The organism is Enterococcus sp. DIV0561, from assembly GCF_050539875.1.
Lineage (GTDB): Bacteria > Bacillota > Bacilli > Lactobacillales > Enterococcaceae > Enterococcus > Enterococcus faecalis.
This window is the reverse complement of record NZ_CP172927.1, coordinates 2,552,009-2,572,274: the sequence shown is the minus strand read 5'-3', so window position 1 is coordinate 2,572,274 and position 20,266 is coordinate 2,552,009. Positions and strand designations below refer to the sequence as shown.

Here is a 20,266-nt window from a genome sequence, read left to right as displayed (position 1 = left end):
TTGAAGAAAAGTGTATTATCGGCTCTAATGGTATGTTCCATTACATTAACAAGCGTAGCGTTGCCATCCGCAGCATTTGCAGATGAATACGATACAAAGATTCAACAACAAGATCAAAAAATTAATGCGTTAACTAGCCAAATGTCAGATGCAGAAGCAAAAGTTGCCGCGATTGAAAATGATATGGTTGAAACGGCCAAACAAATCGATACATTAACAGCTAAAAAGAACAAGCTATCATCAGAAGTATCTAAATTATATAGTGAAATTTCTGATTTGAATGTCCGTATTCAAAAACGTGAAGTACAGATGACAAAACAAGCACGCGATGTCCAAGTGAATGGTCAAAGTGATTCAATTATTGATGCTGTCTTAGATGCAGATTCAGTAGCAGATGCAATTGGTCGCGTTCAAGCGGTCTCAACAATGATGAGCGCCAACAATGAATTACTAGAACAACAAAAAGAAGACAAAGCGACTGTTGAAAAGAAAACAAAGAATGTTGAAAAACAAATTGCTGAATTAGAAGCAGCAACAAAAGAATTAAATGACAAAACAGAATCATTAAAAACATTGAAGATCCAACAAGAAGTGGCTAAAAATGATTTAGAAGCACAACGTTCTGAAGAACAAGGGAAAAAAGACGGCTTCATTAAACAGAAAAAAGAAGCGGAAAAACGTTTAGCAGAAGAACAAGCACGCCAACGTGCAGCTGCTAAAAAAGCAGAAGAACAAGCGGCAGCGCAAGCACAAGCCGCAGCACAAAAAGCGGCAGCAGAGCAAGCGAAAGCAACAAAAGCAGCCAATGAGGCAGCAGCATCCGCCGCTGAAGAAAAAGCCGCAACACCAGTAGTAGAATCATCAACAACTACTGAAAGTACCACAACGCAAGAAACAACAACTTCAAGTACTGAAACAGAAAGTGTTGTAACAACACCTGCAGCAGCACCTGAAAAAGAAAAAGAAGTTCCTGTAACTAACCCAACGACTCCTGAAAAAGGTAATGAAGCAAAACCAGGGAATGGTGGCGTGACTTCAGGAAAACAAGCCGCAATCAATGCAGCTTTAGCAGATGTTGGTAATTCTTATGCAACAGGTTGGAATCAGCCAGGCGAATGTTTAGTATCCGTTCGTCGCTGGTTAGCGGCAGGCGGTATTAACTTCGGTTATGGTGGTCCAAACAGTGGCTATGTTGCTTCTGGCGCAACACAAGTTAGCTGGAGTAACGTGCAACCAGGCGATGTTGTTCAATATGAAAGTGCCTATAGTCCAGATAGCTGGATTGGTGGCGTGCATACTGTCTTAGTTACAGGTGTAAGTGGTGGAAGTGTTCAAATCGTTGAAGCGAACAACCCAGGAGGTTCTGGTTATGTTTCTTCTAACTCTAACTGGTCACCAGCACCACCAGCAGGATTCCGCGCTGTTGTATGGCGTTTTCCAGGCTAAATAGTCATCTATTAATAATTGATAACAAGGAGTGGTAACTAACAAAAATCGTTAGTTGCCGCTTTTTTTATTCATTTAATTTTAAATATATGCATAAAATGTATCTGAAAATATTGTAATCTGGCCGTTTTTTTGCAATTATAGAGGTATATACATATTAGGAGCGGAGGAATCAGCATGAGCGGAACGCACGATACAAAACAAGCAATCGCTTCAGCTTTAATAGAATTATGTGAACAAAAGGATTTTCGTAAAATAAGTGTCCAAGATATTACCAAAAAAGTGGGCTTGAATCGCCAAACATTTTATTATCACTTTACAGATAAATATGATTTATTACGTTGGATTTATCGTCACGATGCATTGATTTACTTAGAAACAGATATTTGTTTGGAAAACTGGGAGGAACAAGCCCTGAAGTTATTAAAAGCGATTAAAGAGAAGAGCCATTTCTACTATACAACGGTGACCTCAGATTCAGAAGTTCTTCTTAATGTTTTTTCCGCTTCGACCAATCGCTTATTTATATCATTATTTGAACAAGTCGATGTTGAGAATCATTTAACAGATAAAGACAAACAATTTTATGCGAATTTCTTTTCCTATGGATGTAGTGGCGTCTTAACGAAATGGATTCTTGAGGAATATTCTCAGACTCCTTTGGAAATGGCGACGCAATTATTCCGTTTAGCGAAAGATACAGAATTTATGGCTTATCATTTGTATGAACAAGAAGCCAATGAGTAATGTGTGAAGGATAAAAAGTTTTATGAAGGAGTGAAACGTTGTGGTAACTGTGTTATTTGTTTGTTTAGGCAATATTTGTCGCTCGCCAATGGCAGAAGCGATTTTTCGTCAGAAAGTCCAACAAGCTGGTTTAGAATCGGCTATTCAAGTGTTTTCAGCAGCTACTAGCCACTGGGAAGTTGGCAGTCAGCCACATAAGGGAACCAGAAAAATTTTGGAGCAACAAGGAATTTCCTATCAAGGAATGCAGGCAACACAAATCCAGCCAAGTGATTTTAAAAAATATGACTATATCATTGGGATGGATGCGAATAATGTGGCAGATTTAAAAGCATTAGCTCCTCAAGAAGAGCAACGGCGGATTCATTTATTTATGGAAGTTGTGGCTGGTAAAGAAACCATGGACGTACCTGATCCTTATTATACTGGAGATTTTGAGGAAACTTACCGCTTAGTGGAAGCAGGTACCTCAGAATGGTTGAAAAAAATAAAAGCACAGCTGAAAGATTAGGACTATAGTCCGATAGTACTTTCTGTTTCCCCTTGGTACAATAGTGTTAACAAATTGTTCAGGGAAAAAGAGACAGGAGGGAAGTAAGATGAACAGTAGTTATTTATCCTATGTTTTTGAATTAAGTTTGTATTATTTATTGTTGATAATGAGTCTGCCGCTAGTGTATGCTGTCACGTATCATTTATCTTTTAGTAGTATGTATACAAGTGAATGGTTAATAATCTCTGTTTTCTTATCTCCGTTAGTTTTATTATTTGCAGGTATTCGTTATGGTTTTGCTCGTTTGAAACAGCAAGAACGTCAAGCGATGAAATAAAGCAAAAAATCCTTGAAAAGTGTCAAAACTTTTCAAGGATTTTTTTATTAAGCCACCCAATCGGCTAAAGTTTTTTGCTCCAATTGGAAAGCCTTCAACATATCGTCGTTGGCGTCTTTAATAGGCGTCGTTGCTGCCAATGTTCCTTGAACAGCAATTCGCGTCGTTGCTTGTAAATCGCCACAGGTAATTAAGGTAATCATATTTTGACCAGGAACGTCATCAATTAACTCAACACGGGTTGGTTCGATTTTTTCTACAGAAGTTATTTTGTATGTATAAACAGTAGATAAATCAGTGATATAAATGAGTTCGTCTTTTTTGGTTCTTTCTAAAGGTGAAAATAAGGAAACGCCATCTTCCGTTCGATGACTAGCCAAGGCATAATTGTTTTTCCCCATGACTTGATCTTCTTTCATGGTTCCCGCACCAGTTAATAAAGCGACATTTGACAATCCTTTAAAAATAGGCAAATTAATTTCGACACTTGGTATCGCAATGGCACCAATCACAGGTAAGTTTTTGTTTTCAAATTGGGCTTTCATCACCGCTTCTGTGCTCAAGGACTCAACTGAATCAAAGTCAAACGTTGTTTCACGAGCCATATTTTTCTTCACATCAGCTGGTTTCAGCTTGCTAACGGCGTACGAGCGGCTATTTTGTTGAACCACCCAACTGCGTATCTGATTGTTAAAAATTAAGGCCAAGCCAATGATAAATAGTAAAACTAATAAACTATTGATTAACCAATTTTTTCCTCTTTTTTTCTCTTTTGGGCGCATATTCTCCCTCCTTTTAATGTATCAAGTTTACCACAATTTATTTGAAAAACCTATTTATTTTCTTCGGGGAATAGGTAAGCAGACCGGACCTTGATTTAATAAAAAACAACTGAATCGATTGATTTTTCAAAAAAATCCTCATTTTGTAATGGAATTTTAAAGTAAAAGAAACAAGCTTTTCTTTTGAAAATATTGTAAAATGGTAAGGAGGCTAGTAGAGGGGAGATGGGAATTTGCTTGATTTAATTTATGTACATATAGATGTAACCAGCAACGCGGTTTTATCTAAAGGAATTACCCATTCCGATTTTGTTCGTTCAATTGTGCATCATCCACAGAACTTACTATTATTAGATCCTTCTGCCGAAGCTGGCGAATACGATATGCATTCAGGCTTGAAAATTATTCGTGGAGAAGAAAGCGTCAATCGCTATTTTCAATCGCTACAACGGCGTTGGATGACTGAAGAGATTAAATGGATTGACTTTTCCGATGTGACGATGCTAAAAGAGCTAACGCCATTAGAAATTTCGGAACTTCTTTATTTTGGACACATGAAGAATAGTTTGCATTCGCCTTTCTTTTATAAGCTACAAAATGATTTTGTCTTTTTTGAATTTGCAGATCAGATGACGCGTGTCTATTATCGTTATATTGATGAATTTTATCGAATCTTTGCTGATAAAATTACACGTGTTGTTTTAGAGAAAGTCAACCAGAAAAAGGCCTTCTTTAAACGAAATACGCCTGTCGAAAAATTAAGTCCTGAATTACTTAAAAATATGAAAGGTATCTTGCAAGAAGGTGTTATTTTTTGCTTCCAACAAACGGAAGTGGATAAAGAAGAATATCGGATTCCTATTTACTTGGTGGAAGATTCACTTAGCAAGATGAAAAATACCTCTTACCAAAAAGAAGAAATTTTGGCAACGCTTGTCTATAATAGTGAAAAACGCATTTGGCACATTGAACAAGAGAATGATTTCGGTGAAATTTTTATGTTGGCCCATGAAGGCTGAGAGAGCTCTAACTTTATCAACTAAAGTAGGGCTCTTTTTGTAGCTATGATTTGAATGAGAAATCAAGTATAATAAAATGATAAAAAGGAAAGAAGGTTGTTTAATGAAAAAAATACTCTATGGCGCTCTGACTGGCTTGGCCCTCTTTTTGGTAGCTGGCTGTACACCCAAAACGCCTACTGCTGTTTCACCAACAAATGAACAAAAAGAAACAGCAATATCAACTAGTGAAACAAGTTCATCCGTACAACAAGAAGCAACGACGACATCAGAGAAGACAAGTGCGGTAGCTGTCTCTTTAGAAAAAGTAACGACAGCATTTGAGAAAAAATATCCAGAAGCTAAAATAACAAGTCTGCAGTTAGATACAGATTTTGGCCGTTATTTTTATGAAATAGAAGGCGTGGATCAGCAAAAAGAATATCAAGTTGAAGTGAACGCAGAGACAGGCGAATTCACAAAAGAAAAAGTCGAAACTTTGGATGCCGATGAACAAAATGGCGTTAAAATGCAAGAAGAGGCACTTGATTTAACAAAGATCATTTCCAGAGAACAAGCCACAACCTTGGCTGAAAAAGCAGCAAAAGTCGGCCAGGCAACAGATTGGAAGTTAGAGAAAGAATTAGGAATCACCTATTGGGAAGTGAAAGTGAAAGAGGGCCAACAAAAAATAGAGGTAAAAATCGATGCTCATTCTGGTAAAATTTTGACAACTGAGCGGGATGATTAATGGATAAACAGTAGCTGGCATGCGTTTGAGTAGGAGTTGATTCCCTTAAACGTTGGTCCAGCTATTTTTTTGCTTGTTCGACAAACGTGTTTTTCTAAAGTCCCTATGGTAAAATAACGATGTATTAGTGGTTGAGAGCGTCAGAACATAGGAGGAAATTTGTTTGGCTAGAAAAATGGATTTACGTATTTGGGTAGAAGGAACAGTCGTCGCAGCAATGGCAATGGCCCTCTCTTTTTTACCGATTGAATTTGCCAATAGTGGCTTGGACCTATCGTTGGGAATGGTCCCATTAGTTCTTTATTCGTTTCGTCGTGGGTTGCTTCCCGGAGTTGCAGCAGGCTTTGTTTGGGGCATGTTAAATATTATTCTCGGTACAGCCATGAAAAATTTCTTGTCCGTTCCACAGATTATTTTTGAATATCCCTTTGCTTTTGCGTTTGGAGGAATGGGTGGCGTATTCGCTAGAAAAATTCAACTCTATTTTCAAGCGAATCGCTTAAAATCAGCCATTCGTACGATTATTTTAGGAAGTGTTGTCGCAGTCTTCGCCCGCTGGTTTTGGCATTTTTGGGCGGGTGTATTGGTTTGGGGCATGTATGCACCAGAAGGAATGAGCCCATACCTCTATTCTTTTGTACTAAACGGTACGAGTACCGTCGTCAATTGTTTGTATGTAAGTCTAGTTCTAGGCTTATTGGCAAAAGTAGCACCGCAATTATTTGTTCCTAAGAAATAAGTTGAGTCCTAAGTCAGAAGTTTCCTTTACTTCTGACTTAGGAATTTTTCTTTTTAAAGCAACTAGCTATTTCATTGTCGAGTACTGTATAATATGAATAAAAAAAGAAAAAAGGCGGTGGTTTCACTGAGTGAATTGTTAGAAGTCTCTTTTTATCCGAAGGCTTTGCCACATGTGGCAAAAAGAGTAACCATTTTCGGTCCGTTAAGTGAACAGGAGCTAGTTGAGCAATGGCAACAAAAACAGTCATTTGCTAGACAGGACGAAAGAACAATAATGCCAGAAAAGCTGTTACAGCAATCAGCTAGCAAAAGTTATTTAAGCATCCGTTGTTTAGGACTGACCTTAGACCCGAAGATTTTGCTAGAAAAGTTGCAACACCTGTTTCCTCTCTTTATCTGGACAAAGGGACAAGCCGAAACAAGCGATACAGAAAATTGTTATTTTTGTGAATTTATACCAATCTGTTCCAATGCGGCACAACCTTGCAACCTCGAAGCAAGCTTACAACAAATGAATTATCCAACCACGCAATCATTGGTAGAAATTGTTAACGAGTGGCTAAATAACGAACGACAAATAGAACAAGCATCCGTAACGGGTACATATTATCAACAGGCAAGTTTACCCCAACAAGTGGGCAGCCAATCTGAAATAAAAACAAAAGAAGAGCAGCAAATTCGATTTCTACAAGAAAGCTTACGACAAGAAAAAGCAGCTAAAGCGCGCATGAAAGTAGCGAAAGAAAAAGCAGAACAAGAGCTATTAAGATTAGAAAAAGGGTTGTTCGCAAGTAGTTGGGCACACTTCGAGGAGCAACAAACTAAGGAATTAGAGGAAGAGGAATGGTACGATCTCGTTAAAATTGATTTGTTTTACTACGATGAGTTATCAAAAAAAGCTAAATTCCTGAAAGAAGCTTGGGAGATTAATCAACAATTATTAAAGGCGTTCCCTCAAAAAGAAGGCACTACTTTTTTACCAGAATTGGCTCACCATGGTCGCGTGGCCTCTTTGACAGACCAAGTTTCTGAATTAGAGATAAAAACGCTCTATGAGCAAGGCGTGTTAATCAAGGAACGAATGAAGCTTACACAAGGCTCCTGGCTAACCAAACCAAGAGTGAAACTTTATCAAATAGACTTGGAACAATTAGAAAGAATTGGCACACTGTTTGATCTTTTACAAACAGAAAATCGTTTAATTGAGGTCGCTTTGGCGCATCCCTAAAATAAAAGAAACCACCAACCTGCAATCGCCAGGGTTGGTGGTTTCCATTTATTTTATAAAGACTTCAATATTCTAGTGAATTTGACGTTGGTGACGATTGGCTAACGTGCTGACTTTCATGACAGAAGCAACAGGAATCATGCGCAACTGTTGTTCATCCGTTTGTAAACGAACGACGATATTGTCCGAAATATTTTTTGAGACAATCCAGCCGATCACCGTTTCGAATTTATGCGCTGTAGGGACTTCTTTCAATTGTAAGACCACTAAGGATTTTTGGGCGGCAGCGACTTGGAGCTCTTGTAAAAGCGCACTGCGTTCCTTTTCTTTATTCTTTTGATCTTGAGAATCTTCTAAAAATGCCGAAAAGAAATGTTGGGAAGAGAGCGTAATCAGTTTAGAAATGCTCTTGATGGTAGCTTTATGTTGATCCATTCTTCTGCCTCCTTTACGAATAAAATAGAATAAAACTCAAATGACTAATTACCTGTATTTTACCTAATTTTGTGATAAAATTCAAGAAAATATGTTCGCCTTCAATAATTATGAGAATTTACCAACGTTTCTGTTTTTCGAAAAAGAAAGTAGTATAATGTGTGAGCATATAAGAAATACATAAGATTATCGGATGTAGTCAATAGATAGAAAAGGATGAATAGTATGTCAAAAAAACCATCAGGTTACCAAAAAAAAGTTCTCACGGTGTTGTTGGTATCGTTTGGATTTGGCGGATTGTTAGCGCAGTTTTCGCCGATGAAATCAGGTGGGTTTTCAAGTTGGTTTGATGATTCATATGTTAAAGCTAGTGCTGAATCAAGTAAAACAAAAGAACCAGCACCAGTTAAAATTGAGAAAAAAGTCAAACCTTTAAGCTATGGACAACAGGTCAATCAAGAAATTGAAAAGAAGCAATATGATGGACATCTGGATTTGCCGTTAGAATTGCAGACAGATGCTAAATGGAAAGACACCGCGTACGGATTTGGCAATGTAGATAAGCCGAATACAATCGAAATTAATGGCTGTGCGATTGTGTCGCTTGCAATGGTTGGTTCATACATGGATCACCAAGAAGTTACCCCGCTAGATGTGTTAGCTTGGGCAAAAAATGACTTCTTTATGGAAGGACAAGGGACGGCGTGGTCTATTTTTGGTGCGTATGCTGAAATGAAAGGCTATAACTGTCAAGAAATTGGGGATATTGAAACAGTGGCAGCTTTCTTGAAGGAAGGTCATCCAGTCATTATTTCTGTAAAACCGGGCTATTTCACTACAACTGGTCACATTATGGTGATGAGTGGCGTGGATGAAAAAGGCGATTTCTGGATTAATGATCCAAACGATTCAGAAGAAAAGGGCCATTCAAAACGGACATTTACAGCCGAAGAAGTGATGAATGAAGCGTTAAACTTCTGGGCATTTTATTAGGAATAAGAAAAGGTGTGGAACAAAAGGCAGTACCCTTTGTTCGCATCTTTTTTAGCAAATAAAAGGAGGCAGTACAATGGAGCGATGTACTTGGGCAACGAATACAACGGAAGAGATGCAAGCCTATCATGATGATGAATGGGGACGTCCAGTTCATGAAGAGCAACAGTTATTTGAGTTATTGACCTTGGAAAGTATGCAAGCGGGCTTAAGCTGGGCGATTATTTTGAATAAACGAGAAACGCTCAGAGCAGCTTATGATGCGTTTGATTATCGGAAAATTGCGCGATATGATGAGGAAAAAATTTTAGCTTTACTAGCAAATCCTGGTGTGATTCGTCATCGTTTAAAAATTCAAGCGACCATCACGAATGCGCGAGTTTTTCAAGAAGTTCAGGCAGAATTTGGCTCCTTTGATCGCTACCTCTGGAACTTTGTCGATCAGCAACCAATCGTTAATCACTGGCAGCACCCAGAAGAGGTTCCAGCCTCCACGGAATTATCGCAACAGATTAGTCGAGCGTTAAAGAAACGAGGATTTAAATTTTTAGGTGCCACGACAGTCTATTCCTTTTTACAGGCGGCGGGATTGGTGAATGATCATTTAGAAACGTGTCAGTATAAATAATAAAGGTCTCCTTCCAAAATTGAAGGAGACCTTTACTTTATTCTTTATACGCCCACTTGAAGTCGTATTTAGCACCGGTTGGATGATAAATAATTTCTTTCACGTTTGGTGCACGTAAGTGTGATTCTGCTTTTTGGTAAATTGGCACAACACCCATATCAGCAATTACTGTTTTTTCAGCGTTGATTAGATCTTCCCAGCGTTTTTCAGGGTCGTTAACATCTGTGGTTTTGGACGCAGCAATGAATTTATCGTATTCAGGATTGCTGTAACGTCCACGGTTATTAGAAGTTGAGCTTTCTAATAAATCTAAGAAGTTAATTGGGTCTGAATAGTCGGCACTCCAACCACGAACAGCGATTTGGAAATCCCCTTTTAAGGTACGATCTAAGCGAACAGCCATAGGGACAGGCGTCACAGTTACTTTTAAGCCTTCCAAAGTATCAGACAGTGATCCTTGAAGATATTCGCCCATTTTTTTAGCGCCTTCAGAGTCGTCTACCATTAAATCAACCGTTAAGTTGGAAACACCAAGTTCTTGTTTCGCTTTGTTCCAGTATTCCACAGCTTTTTTCTTGTCGTATTTGACTAATTTGTCGCTACCAGCTTCTTTAACAAAGTCTTCACCCGTTTTTGGTGATTTCGCGACATCCACAGGAACGAAGCCTTGTGAAGGAAGAGAGCCATTGGCTAAAATGTTTTTAGCTAATGAATCGCGATCGATGGCATAAGACATAGCACGACGTAAGTTTGCGTTGGTCAATGGTGATTTTTCATCTGCTTGATTCATTTCTAAATAGAAAGAAGAAGCGGCTTTTAATTGGACCAAGTCAGGCGAGTTTTGCATTTGTTGGGCCAGTTCGCCAGATAAATACGTATCATCCACTTCACCAGTTTCATAAAGATTTAAGGCAGTTGGGGCTTCTTTTACCACGTTGATAGCGACTTTATCTAACTTGACAGTCTCTTTGTCCCAATATTCTTCATTTTTAGTTAGAGACCATTTAGTATCTGTTCCGGGACCATCAAACTCAGTTAGTGTAAATGGACCATTGTAGACTGCTTTATCGCTACTCTTTGTATAATCTTTACCAAAACGTTCAACGATATCTTGACGTTGCGGCAAGAAAGAAGGGAAAGCCAATAAATCGTCAAAATATGGTGTTGCTGTTTCTAAAGTGATTTCCAATTCATGATCATTGATTGCTTTAATGCCCAATTCTTCTTTAGGTAGTTCCCCTTTAGAAATTTTTTCAGCATTTTTTACTGGTTCAAACATGTAGGCATATTCTGAAGCAGTGGCAGGGTCCACTGTTCGTTGCCAACCATAAACGTAATCTGCAGCAGTAACTGGTTTGCCATCAGACCATTTTGATTCTTCACGTAATTTAACTTTGTAAACTAAACCGTCTTCTGAAACAGTCGCTTTTTCGGCTGCACCAGCAGGCGCGGGTTTGTTGTCTTTATCTAAACGATAGATTCCTTCGTAGACATTATTTAAAGTGGTAAAACTCACTTCATCTGTCGCAAGGGACGGATCGGCACTAGGCATTTCTTGGGATTCAACCATTGTGTATACTTGGTTGTTGCTACCGCCGTTGCTTGCTCCTTTATCGTCACTGCCACCGCCGCAGGCCGCTAAAGCTAAGCTTGATAATACAAGTAATGAAGTAAATAAAACAGATTTCTTCATTTGACACGCTCCTTTTCATTTTTAGCAATACTCTCAGTATAATGTAAAAATGAAAAGGAGAAATTAAAAAATCGTTAGAAATGATTATTCTTTTATCAATTTTTAAAAAATGTCTAATCTTTTTTATGAAAAAAGTGGACAAACGTTGATAAGTAGAGATTTAAGGTGATTTCCATGCAGAAAACATTCGATTTTTGAGTATTTATTCATCATTGATTTGATTTTTTTGACATAAAATAAACATCCCTTTTACAAAAAACAAATGAGAAGAAAAAAAGATTGTTACAAAAGCAAATAAGTGCTTTTGTAACAATCTTTTTAATCTTTTAATCGTTGGATGTCAATGACAGTTCCTGTGTAGGCATCTGCAGTGAATTCGTATTGAACAATGCCGTCGTCTTCAATGCGGCAAATTCCTCCAGTATACGTTTTGGAGTGGATGGCGAATTTCCGCAAGGGCTTTTTCTCAAACTCAATCCACGAACCTTCAATCGGTCCTTCTTTTAAAAAAGCAGCTTTTACATTTTCTAAGACGAGATCAGCGGAGATTGTTTTTTTCTTATGGTAGAACAAGGTTGAGGCAATGCCGCCTACTAAACCAAGACCAACGCCTAGCGCTAAGCCGCCTTTAAAGTATGTCAACTCATTTTCTTCGTTCATTTGTATGACCTCCCTTGGTCGGTTTCTGCTTACTATTACTTTTGTCAGTATCACTCTTATTTTACCATAGAGAAGGGGCCGCTGAGAAATAAAAAAAGTTTTTCAATCATTCTTTTAGGGCATTCTCATTGTCACGTTTAAAAAGAGAAAGCGATGTGCATTTTCTAGTATTTGCGTTATAATAAGAGTGAAATCATATGAAAGGAGTACCTATTTTTATCGACAGGATAAAGTGACTTTTTAGAGAAAAAGTGACGCTTGGTTGGCGTAATTTCCAACAAATCAAAAGCAATAGGACATACATCTATGGAAGAAAAAACATTTCAACGAATCAAGGAATTAACTGAATTACAAGGAACCAGCGGATTTGAAGACGACATTCGCGCGTACATGAAAGAACATATCACCCCGTTAGTGGACGATGTTCAATATGATGGTTTAGGTGGTATTTTTGGGATTAAACGTTCAAAAGTGGAAGCAGCGCCACGCGTAATGGTAGCAGCCCACATGGACGAAGTTGGCTTCATGTTAACTCAAATTAACGATAATGGTTTATTCCAAGTGGTTCCTTTAGGTGGCTGGAATCCCTATGTTGTTTCAGCACAACGTTTTACGTTAAAAACAAGTAAAGGGAACTATCCATGTATTTCTTCATCTATTCCGCCACACTTGTTGCGTGGTACGAGTGGTCAAAAACAATTAGAAGTTTCTGATGTGTTATTTGATGCAGGATTCTCTTCAAAAGAAGAAGCTGAAAGCTTTGGCGTTCGTCCAGGGGATTCCATTGTTCCACAAACAGAAACGATTAAAACAGCCAATGGCAAAAATATTATCAGTAAATCATGGGATAACCGCTATGGTTGTACGTTGGTATTAGATGCATTGGAAACGTTACAAAATGAAGAATTAGGCCACACATTAATTGCTGGAGCAAACGTACAAGAAGAAGTCGGTTTACGTGGTTCTAAACCATCTGTTCATAAATTTAATCCAGATATCTTCTTTGCGGTGGATTGTTCAGCGGCAGATGATATTCACACGAAAAAAGGGACATATGGTCATTTAGGTGAAGGAACGTTATTACGGATTTTCGACCCAGGTTTGATCACATTGCCTCGCTTACGTGAATACTTATTAGATACAGCAGCGACACACAATATTCCGTATCAATATTTTGTTTCTAAAGGCGGAACGGATGCTGGGGCTGCGCACACAACTAATAATGGTGTACCAAGTACAGTCATCGGCGTTTGTGGTCGTTACATCCATACGCATCAAACAATGTTTAGTATTGCGGATTATGAAGCAGCGCGGGAAATGTTGTTACAAGCATTACGTGGCTTGGATAAATCAACAGTTAATACAATTGTTTACGGAAAGTAGAGGATGTTTAAATGATTTATCCCAATTCATTAGAAGAACTAGCAACTTATGTTGAAAAAGGTAAAAATGTTTTCTTCTTTACTGCTGATTGGTGCGGAGACTGTCGTTTCATTAAACCAGTCATGCCTGAAATTGAAGAAGCATTTCCAGCGTTTCAATTTATCGAAGTTGACCGTGATCAGTTTATTGACGTGGCTGCCGAGTGGAATATTTTTGGTATTCCGAGTTTTGTCGTAATTGAAAACGGTCAAGAATTAGGACGCTTAGTAAACAAAGACCGAAAAACAAAAGAAGAAATCAGTGCATTTTTAACTAGCTTAGGCTAATTTTCATGAACCAGAGGAACCATTAAATTAAGAGAGAATCAGCTGGACAAAAGGGCGTTCTGCGCAAGGGTCCTAAATTCATTTTTGACTCTAATTTCTTAGTCAAAGAAGCCTTTTAGATCAGCCTCCATCGGGAAGGTGACGAAAATGGAAGAACAAATGTATAAAAATATTCTTGTCGGCGTAGACGGTAGTGATCAAGCTAATTTAGCTTATGAACGTGCAATTGAGGTTGCTCGTCGAAACGGAAGCCGAGTCATTGTTGCAAATATTTTAGAAAATCAAGTGTATACAATGATGGGGTATTCGACGTTAAATGATCAATTAATTGATCAAGAAACAGCTGCTGCGGAAGAATTAATGGCCGATTGTAAAAAGTATGCTGAAAGCGTTGATTTTCATAATGTTGAAACAGTTACCATGTTTGGTTCACCCAAAGAAGTCATGAGTCATGAATTACCTGAAAAATACAATGTTGATTTAATTATGGTGGGACAATCAGGATTAAACGCAGTCGAACGTGTGGTCATGGGAAGCGTCAGTAGCTACATTATTCGCCAAGCCCCTTGCGATGTCTTAATTGTTCACTCTGAAGAAAAATAAGTAAAAAAAGTTATTGATTGAATAGAGAGTTGACCCTACGTTTCTTTTGTTTTTTCAAAGGATCAGCGGCTTGTCACTCAAAATTGAGGACTTGGAGAATAAGTCGTAGCGACATATTTTCCAAGTCTTTTAGTTTTTCGACAAAAAAGTATGCACAATGGGTCAATTTTTGATAAGATAAGACAGGAAAACGACAGAGGAGGAACAAAAATGATTTTTGCATATAACAAAGAACACGTTGGCGATGTCTTACTTGTCATCGTTGCGGACGATCAAGGTGCGGAAAACCAAGTAAAACGTGTCGGCGATGTGGCACGTGTAAGTTTAGTTGAGGCACCAGAAACAGTGGTAGCTTGGAATATTTTCAATGCTTCAGCGCTTCTAGGTGACATTAATGGTACCGGCCAAGTGACTTTAACAGACGAACAAATCGAAAAAGTCAATACAGCGATTAAAGATGCGGGATTTTCAGAAACTCTTGAAAAAGTCGACACCCCTAAAATTGTGGTCGGCTTTGTCAAATCATGTAAAAAACACCCAGATTCAGATCATTTATCTATCACACAAACAGAAGTAGACAACGGCGAAATCTTACAAATTGTTTGTGGCGCACCGAACATCAAAGCAGGACAAAAAGTAGTTGTGGCCAAACCAGGCGCAATGATGCCTGATGGTTTAATGATTTGGCCAGGGGTTTTACGTGGGGAAGAAAGTTTTGGAATGATTTGTTCAGCAAAAGAATTACGTTTACCAAATGCACCAGCTAAAAAAGGAATCTTAGAATTGCCTTTTGATGCAGAAGTTGGTTCTGCATTTGCGGTAGGAGAATAAAAGAAACGATCAATAGAAAACTAGTGCAATAAAAAAGCATCATCCTATTTAGCCAAATAAATAGGACGATGCTTTTTGTTATGTTTAAAGATAATTATTATTCAAATGAATTAAAAATTCGGCTAGTTTAACAAAGGGACATTTTATATTAAAAATAGCTACATGTTCCAAATGTTAAAATATTTCTTTTTTTATTTATATAATAATTCAAATGTTTTTTAAAAAATAAAATCAATAGTTGACAGTTTTTTTTATATTTGATACCATTATTTTGATACCATTATTTTGAAATCGTATTCTAATCGTTTTCAAATAATGAAATGGAGGAAGAAAAAATGAAAAAAGTATTATTTGTTGGTCTTGTTTGTGTCGGTTTTTTTAGTAGTGTAGTTTTTGGTGGGAAATCTGTAGAAGCCGCAGTTGCTTATCCACATCCCCATTACAAAGATACTTGGGAGTATGGGGTTACAAAGTCAAACTACGCATATTCTTATTATTATTTAGAAGCTCCTGTTCGCTTAGGAAGTTATGCCTCTGTTACAGATGCATATGGAAATGTGAAAAGTAGAGCAAGATCGAATTATGGATGGGCTAGAGCAGGCGCGCAAAAACAGTGGTATTTGCTAGTCGCTAATTCATATTATGATTGGTATAATTTTTAAGATATAATATAATGAACAAAAATTGAGTGGAACGTTGGCTTTGTGGAATAACGTTTCGCTCAATTCGTCTATTGAGGGAGGTAATATATGAAATGGCGAATCAGTGTCTTGTTGATTATAACGGGACTATTAGCAGTGCTTTCTTTTAGCGAGATAAAAGAGTTTGGTAATGATCTTAAATATCCTGCAGAAAGTGCAGTGAATATTACTAGTTATAGTCAAGAAAGGGACAAGACTAGCGTTATTACTGAATTAGAGAAATTTGCTAAAGAACAAGACTTAGTTTTATTTAAACCAATTTATACAAATAATCATCAATCGACCTTTGTTTTTGGTCATGCACCTCGATGGTTGTCCAATTCAGATGGAAATTATACACAAGATAAACAATTATTATCTGATACAGAACTGACAGGTATGTATTATAGTAGTAAGCCTTTGAATAAAACAATGCAAAGCAAGTTAACTGGAAAAGGCTTCAAATACAAAGCAGGGGATATAGGTTGGTGGTTGGCGCCTCTTGATTTTTTATTCGGAAACTTACGCTCATATTCTGTATGGACAGTTTTTTTTATTTTCGCATTATTACTTTTCGCTATCAAAATGTTTTATTTGAAAAAAGCAATGATTCAGCGAAGTTTGGGACTGTTAAGAAAACAGATGATAAAGGAAATGAGTAGCGATATATTGGTCTTAATTTTATCAACATTGTCTATCATCTTGATCTTTTGTAGTTACCTGGGAAATATCACGAGTGTTTTTGTTAAGACATTTATTTTATTAAATGTAGTAAATATGCTCCTTTTGATTGTGATAAGTTTAATTTCTAATAGTCTTTTTTTCTTAAACGTAGCGTTGTTTAAACCTATTCAAATATTGAAAAATAAAGAAAATAAGACATTTGTTCAGGTCGTCTGGTTAATCGGTATTTTACTGGCTCTGTTTATTTTTGGCCTGACAATTAATGAAAGTCTGAAAGTAAATCGAACACTTTGCAATCAAATAAAAACGTTGGATCATTGGCAAGCAGCAGCAGATTTTGTGAAAATTGACTGGTTTGAAAAAAATACAGAACAAAAAAATGTGAAAGGTGAAGTGAAATGGGAAGACATTATCGAAGAAAGTGAAGAAAACAAACAATTTGTTCAATTTTTTAGTTCTGACGAATGGTTATATTCAAAATCTTCAGATTTAGGAACCGCTGAAGAAATGAACATCCCCGAATTAACCAATCAATTAAAGGAAACAGGCATTGATACGAAAATAGCACAACAAATACACTATGTGAATCCAGCAGTTGTCCAGAAAAATCGAAAAGAATATCCTGAAAATCAATGGCCTAAAGAGGCATGCAAGCGAATAACAGTCTATGTTCCTGAAAAGTATCAAGAACAAATCGAAGACATCAAAAAAATTATCTATTATGAATGGTTCCAATATACAACAATAGATATAGAAGACAGTGACTTTAATAGTATTCCTAACGAACAAAAAACTTTTCTATTTAACTACCATGAGAATAATGATGTTCTTGCTCATCAAGAAGCAGAAGGTAAAATTATTGTAGAACTAGATTTTTCATTATTTCCATCAGAAGATGAGGTCTTAAATTCTTTGTATCCGCAAGTGGTTTTTGATGGATTATTTAAACAAGAAAAAGTCTTGCTAGCGTTGAAATCTTCTGGATTAAATCAGTCATTTAGTGGAATGACAAATGCTGCAAAAGCAATTTTTATCAAAAAAGAAACGCTAATGAGTCAGTTAAGAGGAACATTAATCGCTATTAGTGTTTTACTTATTGCACAATTTTTCGTGATTTATCAGTATGTAGTTACACAAGTTAGAAGTCGTGGGAAACAAATAGTGATAAGAAATTTACTAGGAGGCAATACAATTTTTGAGATTTTCAAGTGTTTGTTTTACTTAGTAGTAGGGATTATTTGTATAAGCAGTAGTCTTCTTTTTTATACAAAAAATTGGTTTATTTTTGCTAGCCTAAACTTTTTATGTTTGACAGAAGTTTCGCTCATGATATCTTGGGCGTTTTACTTAATTAAGAAGAAACGAGTCCAAATTATAAAAGGAGATTTTGAAATTTTATGATAAAAATAGAACATTTAGAAAAGCGATATGGGGGAAAGCAGATTTACACAGATTTAAATATACAATTGAAAAAAAATCATTCTTATGCTTTGGTTGGACCTTCAGGTTCGGGGAAAACAACGCTATTAAATGCGATTGGACGATTAGAAAAACCTACTGAGGGTAAGATTTATTTCGAGGGTAAAGATATTTGGAAAATGAAAGAATCTAAGTATTTTGGTCAATATTTGGGCTATGTTTTTCAGAACTATGCTTTAATGGATGAAGCAACGGTGTATGAAAATTTAAAAATTATTGATAATCGGTTAAGTATAATTAAAGCTTTAAAGAAAGTTGGACTTGATGAAAGCTATTTAAAAATGAAAATTTACGAACTTTCAGGAGGACAGGCTCAAAGAGTTGCAATTGCAAGGGTTTTACTGAAAAAAGCACAAATTATATTAGCAGATGAGCCTACAGGTGCGTTGGACGAAGTAACGGGTCAGTCGATTATTCAATTACTTTTAGAATTAGTTTCGCCAAATACAATTGTTATTTTTGCAACGCATGATCCACGAGTTTTTGAAAAAGTTGACCATGTTATTGATGTTAGTAAATTATAAAAAGAAGCATTCACAATAATAGGGGTATTGACAGTGGTTTTACTAGCAAATAATCTGTCTGAGTTAATGAAGTGTTATGGAAAAAGAGTCACAATTTAGATAGCTGATTTTTAGGTGATGAAAGTCAGTAAGAATATCTTTTATCCTAATCAGGAATTGAAAAAGTTGACCTTAGTAAAAACAGACAAAAGCACCTACAGAAATTCCCTTTCAGGATATTCTGTAGGTGCTTTTTCTTCGTGAGGTCTAGTAGTGTATGTAGGACATTCAGAATGACAGTTGTTCTACATATTAGGTCATTTTGTATTAGCGATTATTTTGTTGTGTTAAAGCTGATTTATCAATGGTTAAATCGATGGTTGCTTTCATTTCTTTAGAACCACGATAATAAGTCACTTCCATTTTGTCGCCAACTTTTTTCTTGTAAAGCGCGCTTTGTAAATCTGTAGTAGAGCTTACGTCTTGGCCGTCAACTTTCGTGATAACATCGTATTTTTCCAATCCAGCCTTTTCAGCAGGGGTCGCTGCTTCAACACCACGAACCACTACGCCAGTTTTTACAGAAGCTGGAATTTTTAAAATTTGTTCTTGTTGTTGTGAAGAGATACCTGTTAAATCAGACATCGTAATCCCAAGAGCTGGCCGTGTCACTTTACCATCTTTTTCTAATTGGTTGATAATGTTGACTACGTCATTACTTGGAATGGCAAAGCCCATCCCTTCAACGCTCACTTGACTAGTTGATTGCACAATTTTTACTGAGTTAATGCCAATGACTTGCCCTTCAATATTGATTAGTGGACCACCAGAGTTTCCTGGATTAATGGCAGCATCGGTTTGAATGGCATTAATATTGATGGTTTCACCAGACTCGTTTTTATTGGTAATATTTCTATTCACAGAAGAGATGATTCCTTGTGTGACAGAGTTAGCATAATCAGAACCTAGAGGGGAACCAATTGCAATAGCAGGCTCACCGACTGTGATTTTACTAGAATTCCCAAACTCAGCGACTTGATCAACTTTGTCGGAAGAAATTTTAATCACGGCTAAATCCGTGTAAGCATCGGTTCCGACTAATTCGCCTTTCACTTTGGTACCATCAGATAAAACAACTTCCAATCCTTGTGCTTTATCTACGACGTGGTTATTTGTCACGACATAAGCCGTTTTACCATCTTTCTTATAAATAACCCCACTACCTTCACTGGCTGCTTCTAAATCGTTACCATTGTTGCCGGAAGAGTCTTGAGTACCTTCATTCCCACCGAACAATCCCCCAAAAGGATCATCAGCCGAAGAATTGTTGCTAGCACTTTGCATATTAATGACAGAAACCACAGAATTTTGAACTTTTTTCACGGCTTTTGTGACATCGCTAGAAACATTGTAACTCACATTGCTGACTTTTGTATCACCGTGATTAGTGGACGTCGTCGTCGCCGCATTATTTCCGCCGTTGGGTGTGGGAATAATCCCAGAATAAGCGCCTCCTAGAATAAGGGCGCCACCAAGTAAGCCGCCAGCTAAACCAATCCCAAATTTTTGCAATAAACTTTTTTTATCTGAATTAGGTGTAACATCTTTTCGTTGCATAAAATAACCTCCCAATAAGTGCATCTGAATTTTCTATATTAAGTATATCTGTTTCCTACTCCTTTAGTCTATCGAATAGCTTTGAATTTTTTATGAACAACTTAGGGAAAAATTACAGAAAAAATACGAATGAAAAAGTTATACACAGAAAAATGTGAACAAATCGGGAATAACTCTGTGTACAGTTTTCAGGAAAGTTATCCACAGAATGTGGATAATGTGGACAAA

22 protein-coding genes are annotated in these 20,266 nt (G+C 37.1%); 17 read left to right on the top strand and 5 right to left on the bottom strand.

Features of this window, described 5'->3' with window-relative positions:
* Positions 1-27 precede the first annotated feature (27 nt).
* From IGM13_RS12295 to IGM13_RS12280, 4 genes are all read left to right on the top strand, one after another.
* Entirely contained in the window at positions 28-1,446 is a 1,419-nt protein-coding gene (locus IGM13_RS12295) for a CHAP domain-containing protein (protein ID WP_002383274.1), read from the top strand.
* A gap of 177 nt (positions 1,447-1,623) precedes the next feature.
* Complete coding sequence (locus tag IGM13_RS12290; RefSeq protein ID WP_002383275.1) at positions 1,624-2,193, top strand: TetR/AcrR family transcriptional regulator; 570 nt, start codon at positions 1,624-1,626, stop codon at positions 2,191-2,193.
* Positions 2,194-2,233: 40 nt separating this feature from the next.
* Entirely contained in the window at positions 2,234-2,704 is a 471-nt protein-coding gene (locus IGM13_RS12285; protein WP_010715461.1) for a low molecular weight protein-tyrosine-phosphatase, read from the top strand.
* An 88-nt stretch (positions 2,705-2,792) separates the two neighbouring features.
* On the top strand, positions 2,793-3,023 hold the full coding sequence (locus IGM13_RS12280) for a hypothetical protein (RefSeq protein WP_002419591.1): 231 nt from the start codon (positions 2,793-2,795) through the stop codon (positions 3,021-3,023).
* A gap of 47 nt (positions 3,024-3,070) precedes the next feature.
* Here the strand turns inward: IGM13_RS12280 and IGM13_RS12275 are convergent, their stop codons facing one another.
* Positions 3,071-3,805, bottom strand: coding sequence for a class A sortase (locus IGM13_RS12275; protein WP_002354994.1), 735 nt, complete (start codon positions 3,803-3,805; stop codon positions 3,071-3,073).
* A gap of 233 nt (positions 3,806-4,038) precedes the next feature.
* Here IGM13_RS12275 and IGM13_RS12270 point away from each other — a divergent pair, with 233 nt between their 5' ends.
* From IGM13_RS12270 to IGM13_RS12255, 4 genes are all read left to right on the top strand, one after another.
* On the top strand, positions 4,039-4,824 hold the full coding sequence (locus IGM13_RS12270; protein ID WP_002354996.1) for a hypothetical protein: 786 nt from the start codon (positions 4,039-4,041) through the stop codon (positions 4,822-4,824).
* A gap of 76 nt (positions 4,825-4,900) precedes the next feature.
* Positions 4,901-5,554, top strand: coding sequence for a PepSY domain-containing protein (locus IGM13_RS12265; protein ID WP_002383278.1), 654 nt, complete (start codon positions 4,901-4,903; stop codon positions 5,552-5,554).
* 163 nt (positions 5,555-5,717) lie between these two features.
* On the top strand, positions 5,718-6,293 hold the full coding sequence (gene thiT / locus IGM13_RS12260) for an energy-coupled thiamine transporter ThiT (protein ID WP_002354998.1): 576 nt from the start codon (positions 5,718-5,720) through the stop codon (positions 6,291-6,293).
* 93 nt (positions 6,294-6,386) lie between these two features.
* Complete coding sequence (locus tag IGM13_RS12255; protein ID WP_002419590.1) at positions 6,387-7,523, top strand: hypothetical protein; 1,137 nt, start codon at positions 6,387-6,389, stop codon at positions 7,521-7,523.
* A 72-nt stretch (positions 7,524-7,595) separates the two neighbouring features.
* Here IGM13_RS12255 and IGM13_RS12250 read toward each other — a convergent pair whose 3' ends face one another.
* Entirely contained in the window at positions 7,596-7,958 is a 363-nt protein-coding gene (locus IGM13_RS12250) for a hypothetical protein (protein WP_002354999.1), read from the bottom strand.
* Positions 7,959-8,174: 216 nt separating this feature from the next.
* Between IGM13_RS12250 and IGM13_RS12245 the strand changes: the two genes are divergently transcribed.
* Positions 8,175-8,951 (top strand): peptidase C39 family protein, encoded by a 777-nt coding sequence (locus IGM13_RS12245; RefSeq protein WP_002419589.1) that lies wholly within the window; start codon positions 8,175-8,177, stop codon positions 8,949-8,951.
* Between the two features lie 76 nt (positions 8,952-9,027).
* Positions 9,028-9,579 (top strand): DNA-3-methyladenine glycosylase I, encoded by a 552-nt coding sequence (locus IGM13_RS12240; protein ID WP_002419588.1) that lies wholly within the window; start codon positions 9,028-9,030, stop codon positions 9,577-9,579.
* 37 nt (positions 9,580-9,616) lie between these two features.
* Here IGM13_RS12240 and IGM13_RS12235 read toward each other — a convergent pair whose 3' ends face one another.
* Positions 9,617-11,272 (bottom strand): peptide ABC transporter substrate-binding protein, encoded by a 1,656-nt coding sequence (locus tag IGM13_RS12235; protein ID WP_002389392.1) that lies wholly within the window; start codon positions 11,270-11,272, stop codon positions 9,617-9,619.
* A gap of 318 nt (positions 11,273-11,590) precedes the next feature.
* Positions 11,591-11,932 (bottom strand): PepSY domain-containing protein, encoded by a 342-nt coding sequence (locus tag IGM13_RS12230; protein ID WP_002355012.1) that lies wholly within the window; start codon positions 11,930-11,932, stop codon positions 11,591-11,593.
* A 306-nt stretch (positions 11,933-12,238) separates the two neighbouring features.
* Between IGM13_RS12230 and pepA the strand changes: the two genes are divergently transcribed.
* The 7 genes from pepA (at position 12,239) to IGM13_RS12195 (ending at position 18,442) form a co-directional block, all read left to right on the top strand.
* On the top strand, positions 12,239-13,315 hold the full coding sequence (pepA, locus tag IGM13_RS12225; RefSeq protein WP_002355013.1) for a glutamyl aminopeptidase: 1,077 nt from the start codon (positions 12,239-12,241) through the stop codon (positions 13,313-13,315).
* Between the two features lie 11 nt (positions 13,316-13,326).
* Complete coding sequence (locus IGM13_RS12220; protein WP_002355015.1) at positions 13,327-13,641, top strand: thioredoxin family protein; 315 nt, start codon at positions 13,327-13,329, stop codon at positions 13,639-13,641.
* Positions 13,642-13,788: 147 nt separating this feature from the next.
* The gene (locus IGM13_RS12215) at positions 13,789-14,244 is read left to right on the top strand and encodes a universal stress protein (protein ID WP_002385249.1); all 456 of its coding nucleotides are present in this window, start codon (positions 13,789-13,791) and stop codon (positions 14,242-14,244) included.
* 210 nt (positions 14,245-14,454) lie between these two features.
* Positions 14,455-15,075: a YtpR family tRNA-binding protein gene (gene ytpR / locus IGM13_RS12210; protein WP_010816809.1), complete on the top strand. Its 621-nt coding sequence runs from the start codon at positions 14,455-14,457 to the stop codon at positions 15,073-15,075.
* Positions 15,076-15,410: 335 nt separating this feature from the next.
* A complete protein-coding gene (locus IGM13_RS12205) occupies positions 15,411-15,737 on the top strand; it encodes a bacteriocin, lactococcin 972 family protein (RefSeq protein WP_230080121.1) in 327 nt (108 codons plus the stop codon).
* A gap of 87 nt (positions 15,738-15,824) precedes the next feature.
* Positions 15,825-17,840 (top strand): hypothetical protein, encoded by a 2,016-nt coding sequence (locus IGM13_RS12200; RefSeq protein ID WP_002419585.1) that lies wholly within the window; start codon positions 15,825-15,827, stop codon positions 17,838-17,840.
* Positions 17,837-18,442, top strand: coding sequence for an ABC transporter ATP-binding protein (locus tag IGM13_RS12195; protein WP_086269748.1), 606 nt, complete (start codon positions 17,837-17,839; stop codon positions 18,440-18,442). The genes IGM13_RS12200 and IGM13_RS12195 overlap by 4 nt, the downstream gene beginning before the upstream one ends.
* A gap of 306 nt (positions 18,443-18,748) precedes the next feature.
* Here the strand turns inward: IGM13_RS12195 and IGM13_RS12190 are convergent, their stop codons facing one another.
* A complete protein-coding gene (locus IGM13_RS12190; protein ID WP_002419583.1) occupies positions 18,749-20,038 on the bottom strand; it encodes a S1C family serine protease in 1,290 nt (429 codons plus the stop codon).
* Positions 20,039-20,266: the final 228 nt, after the last annotated feature.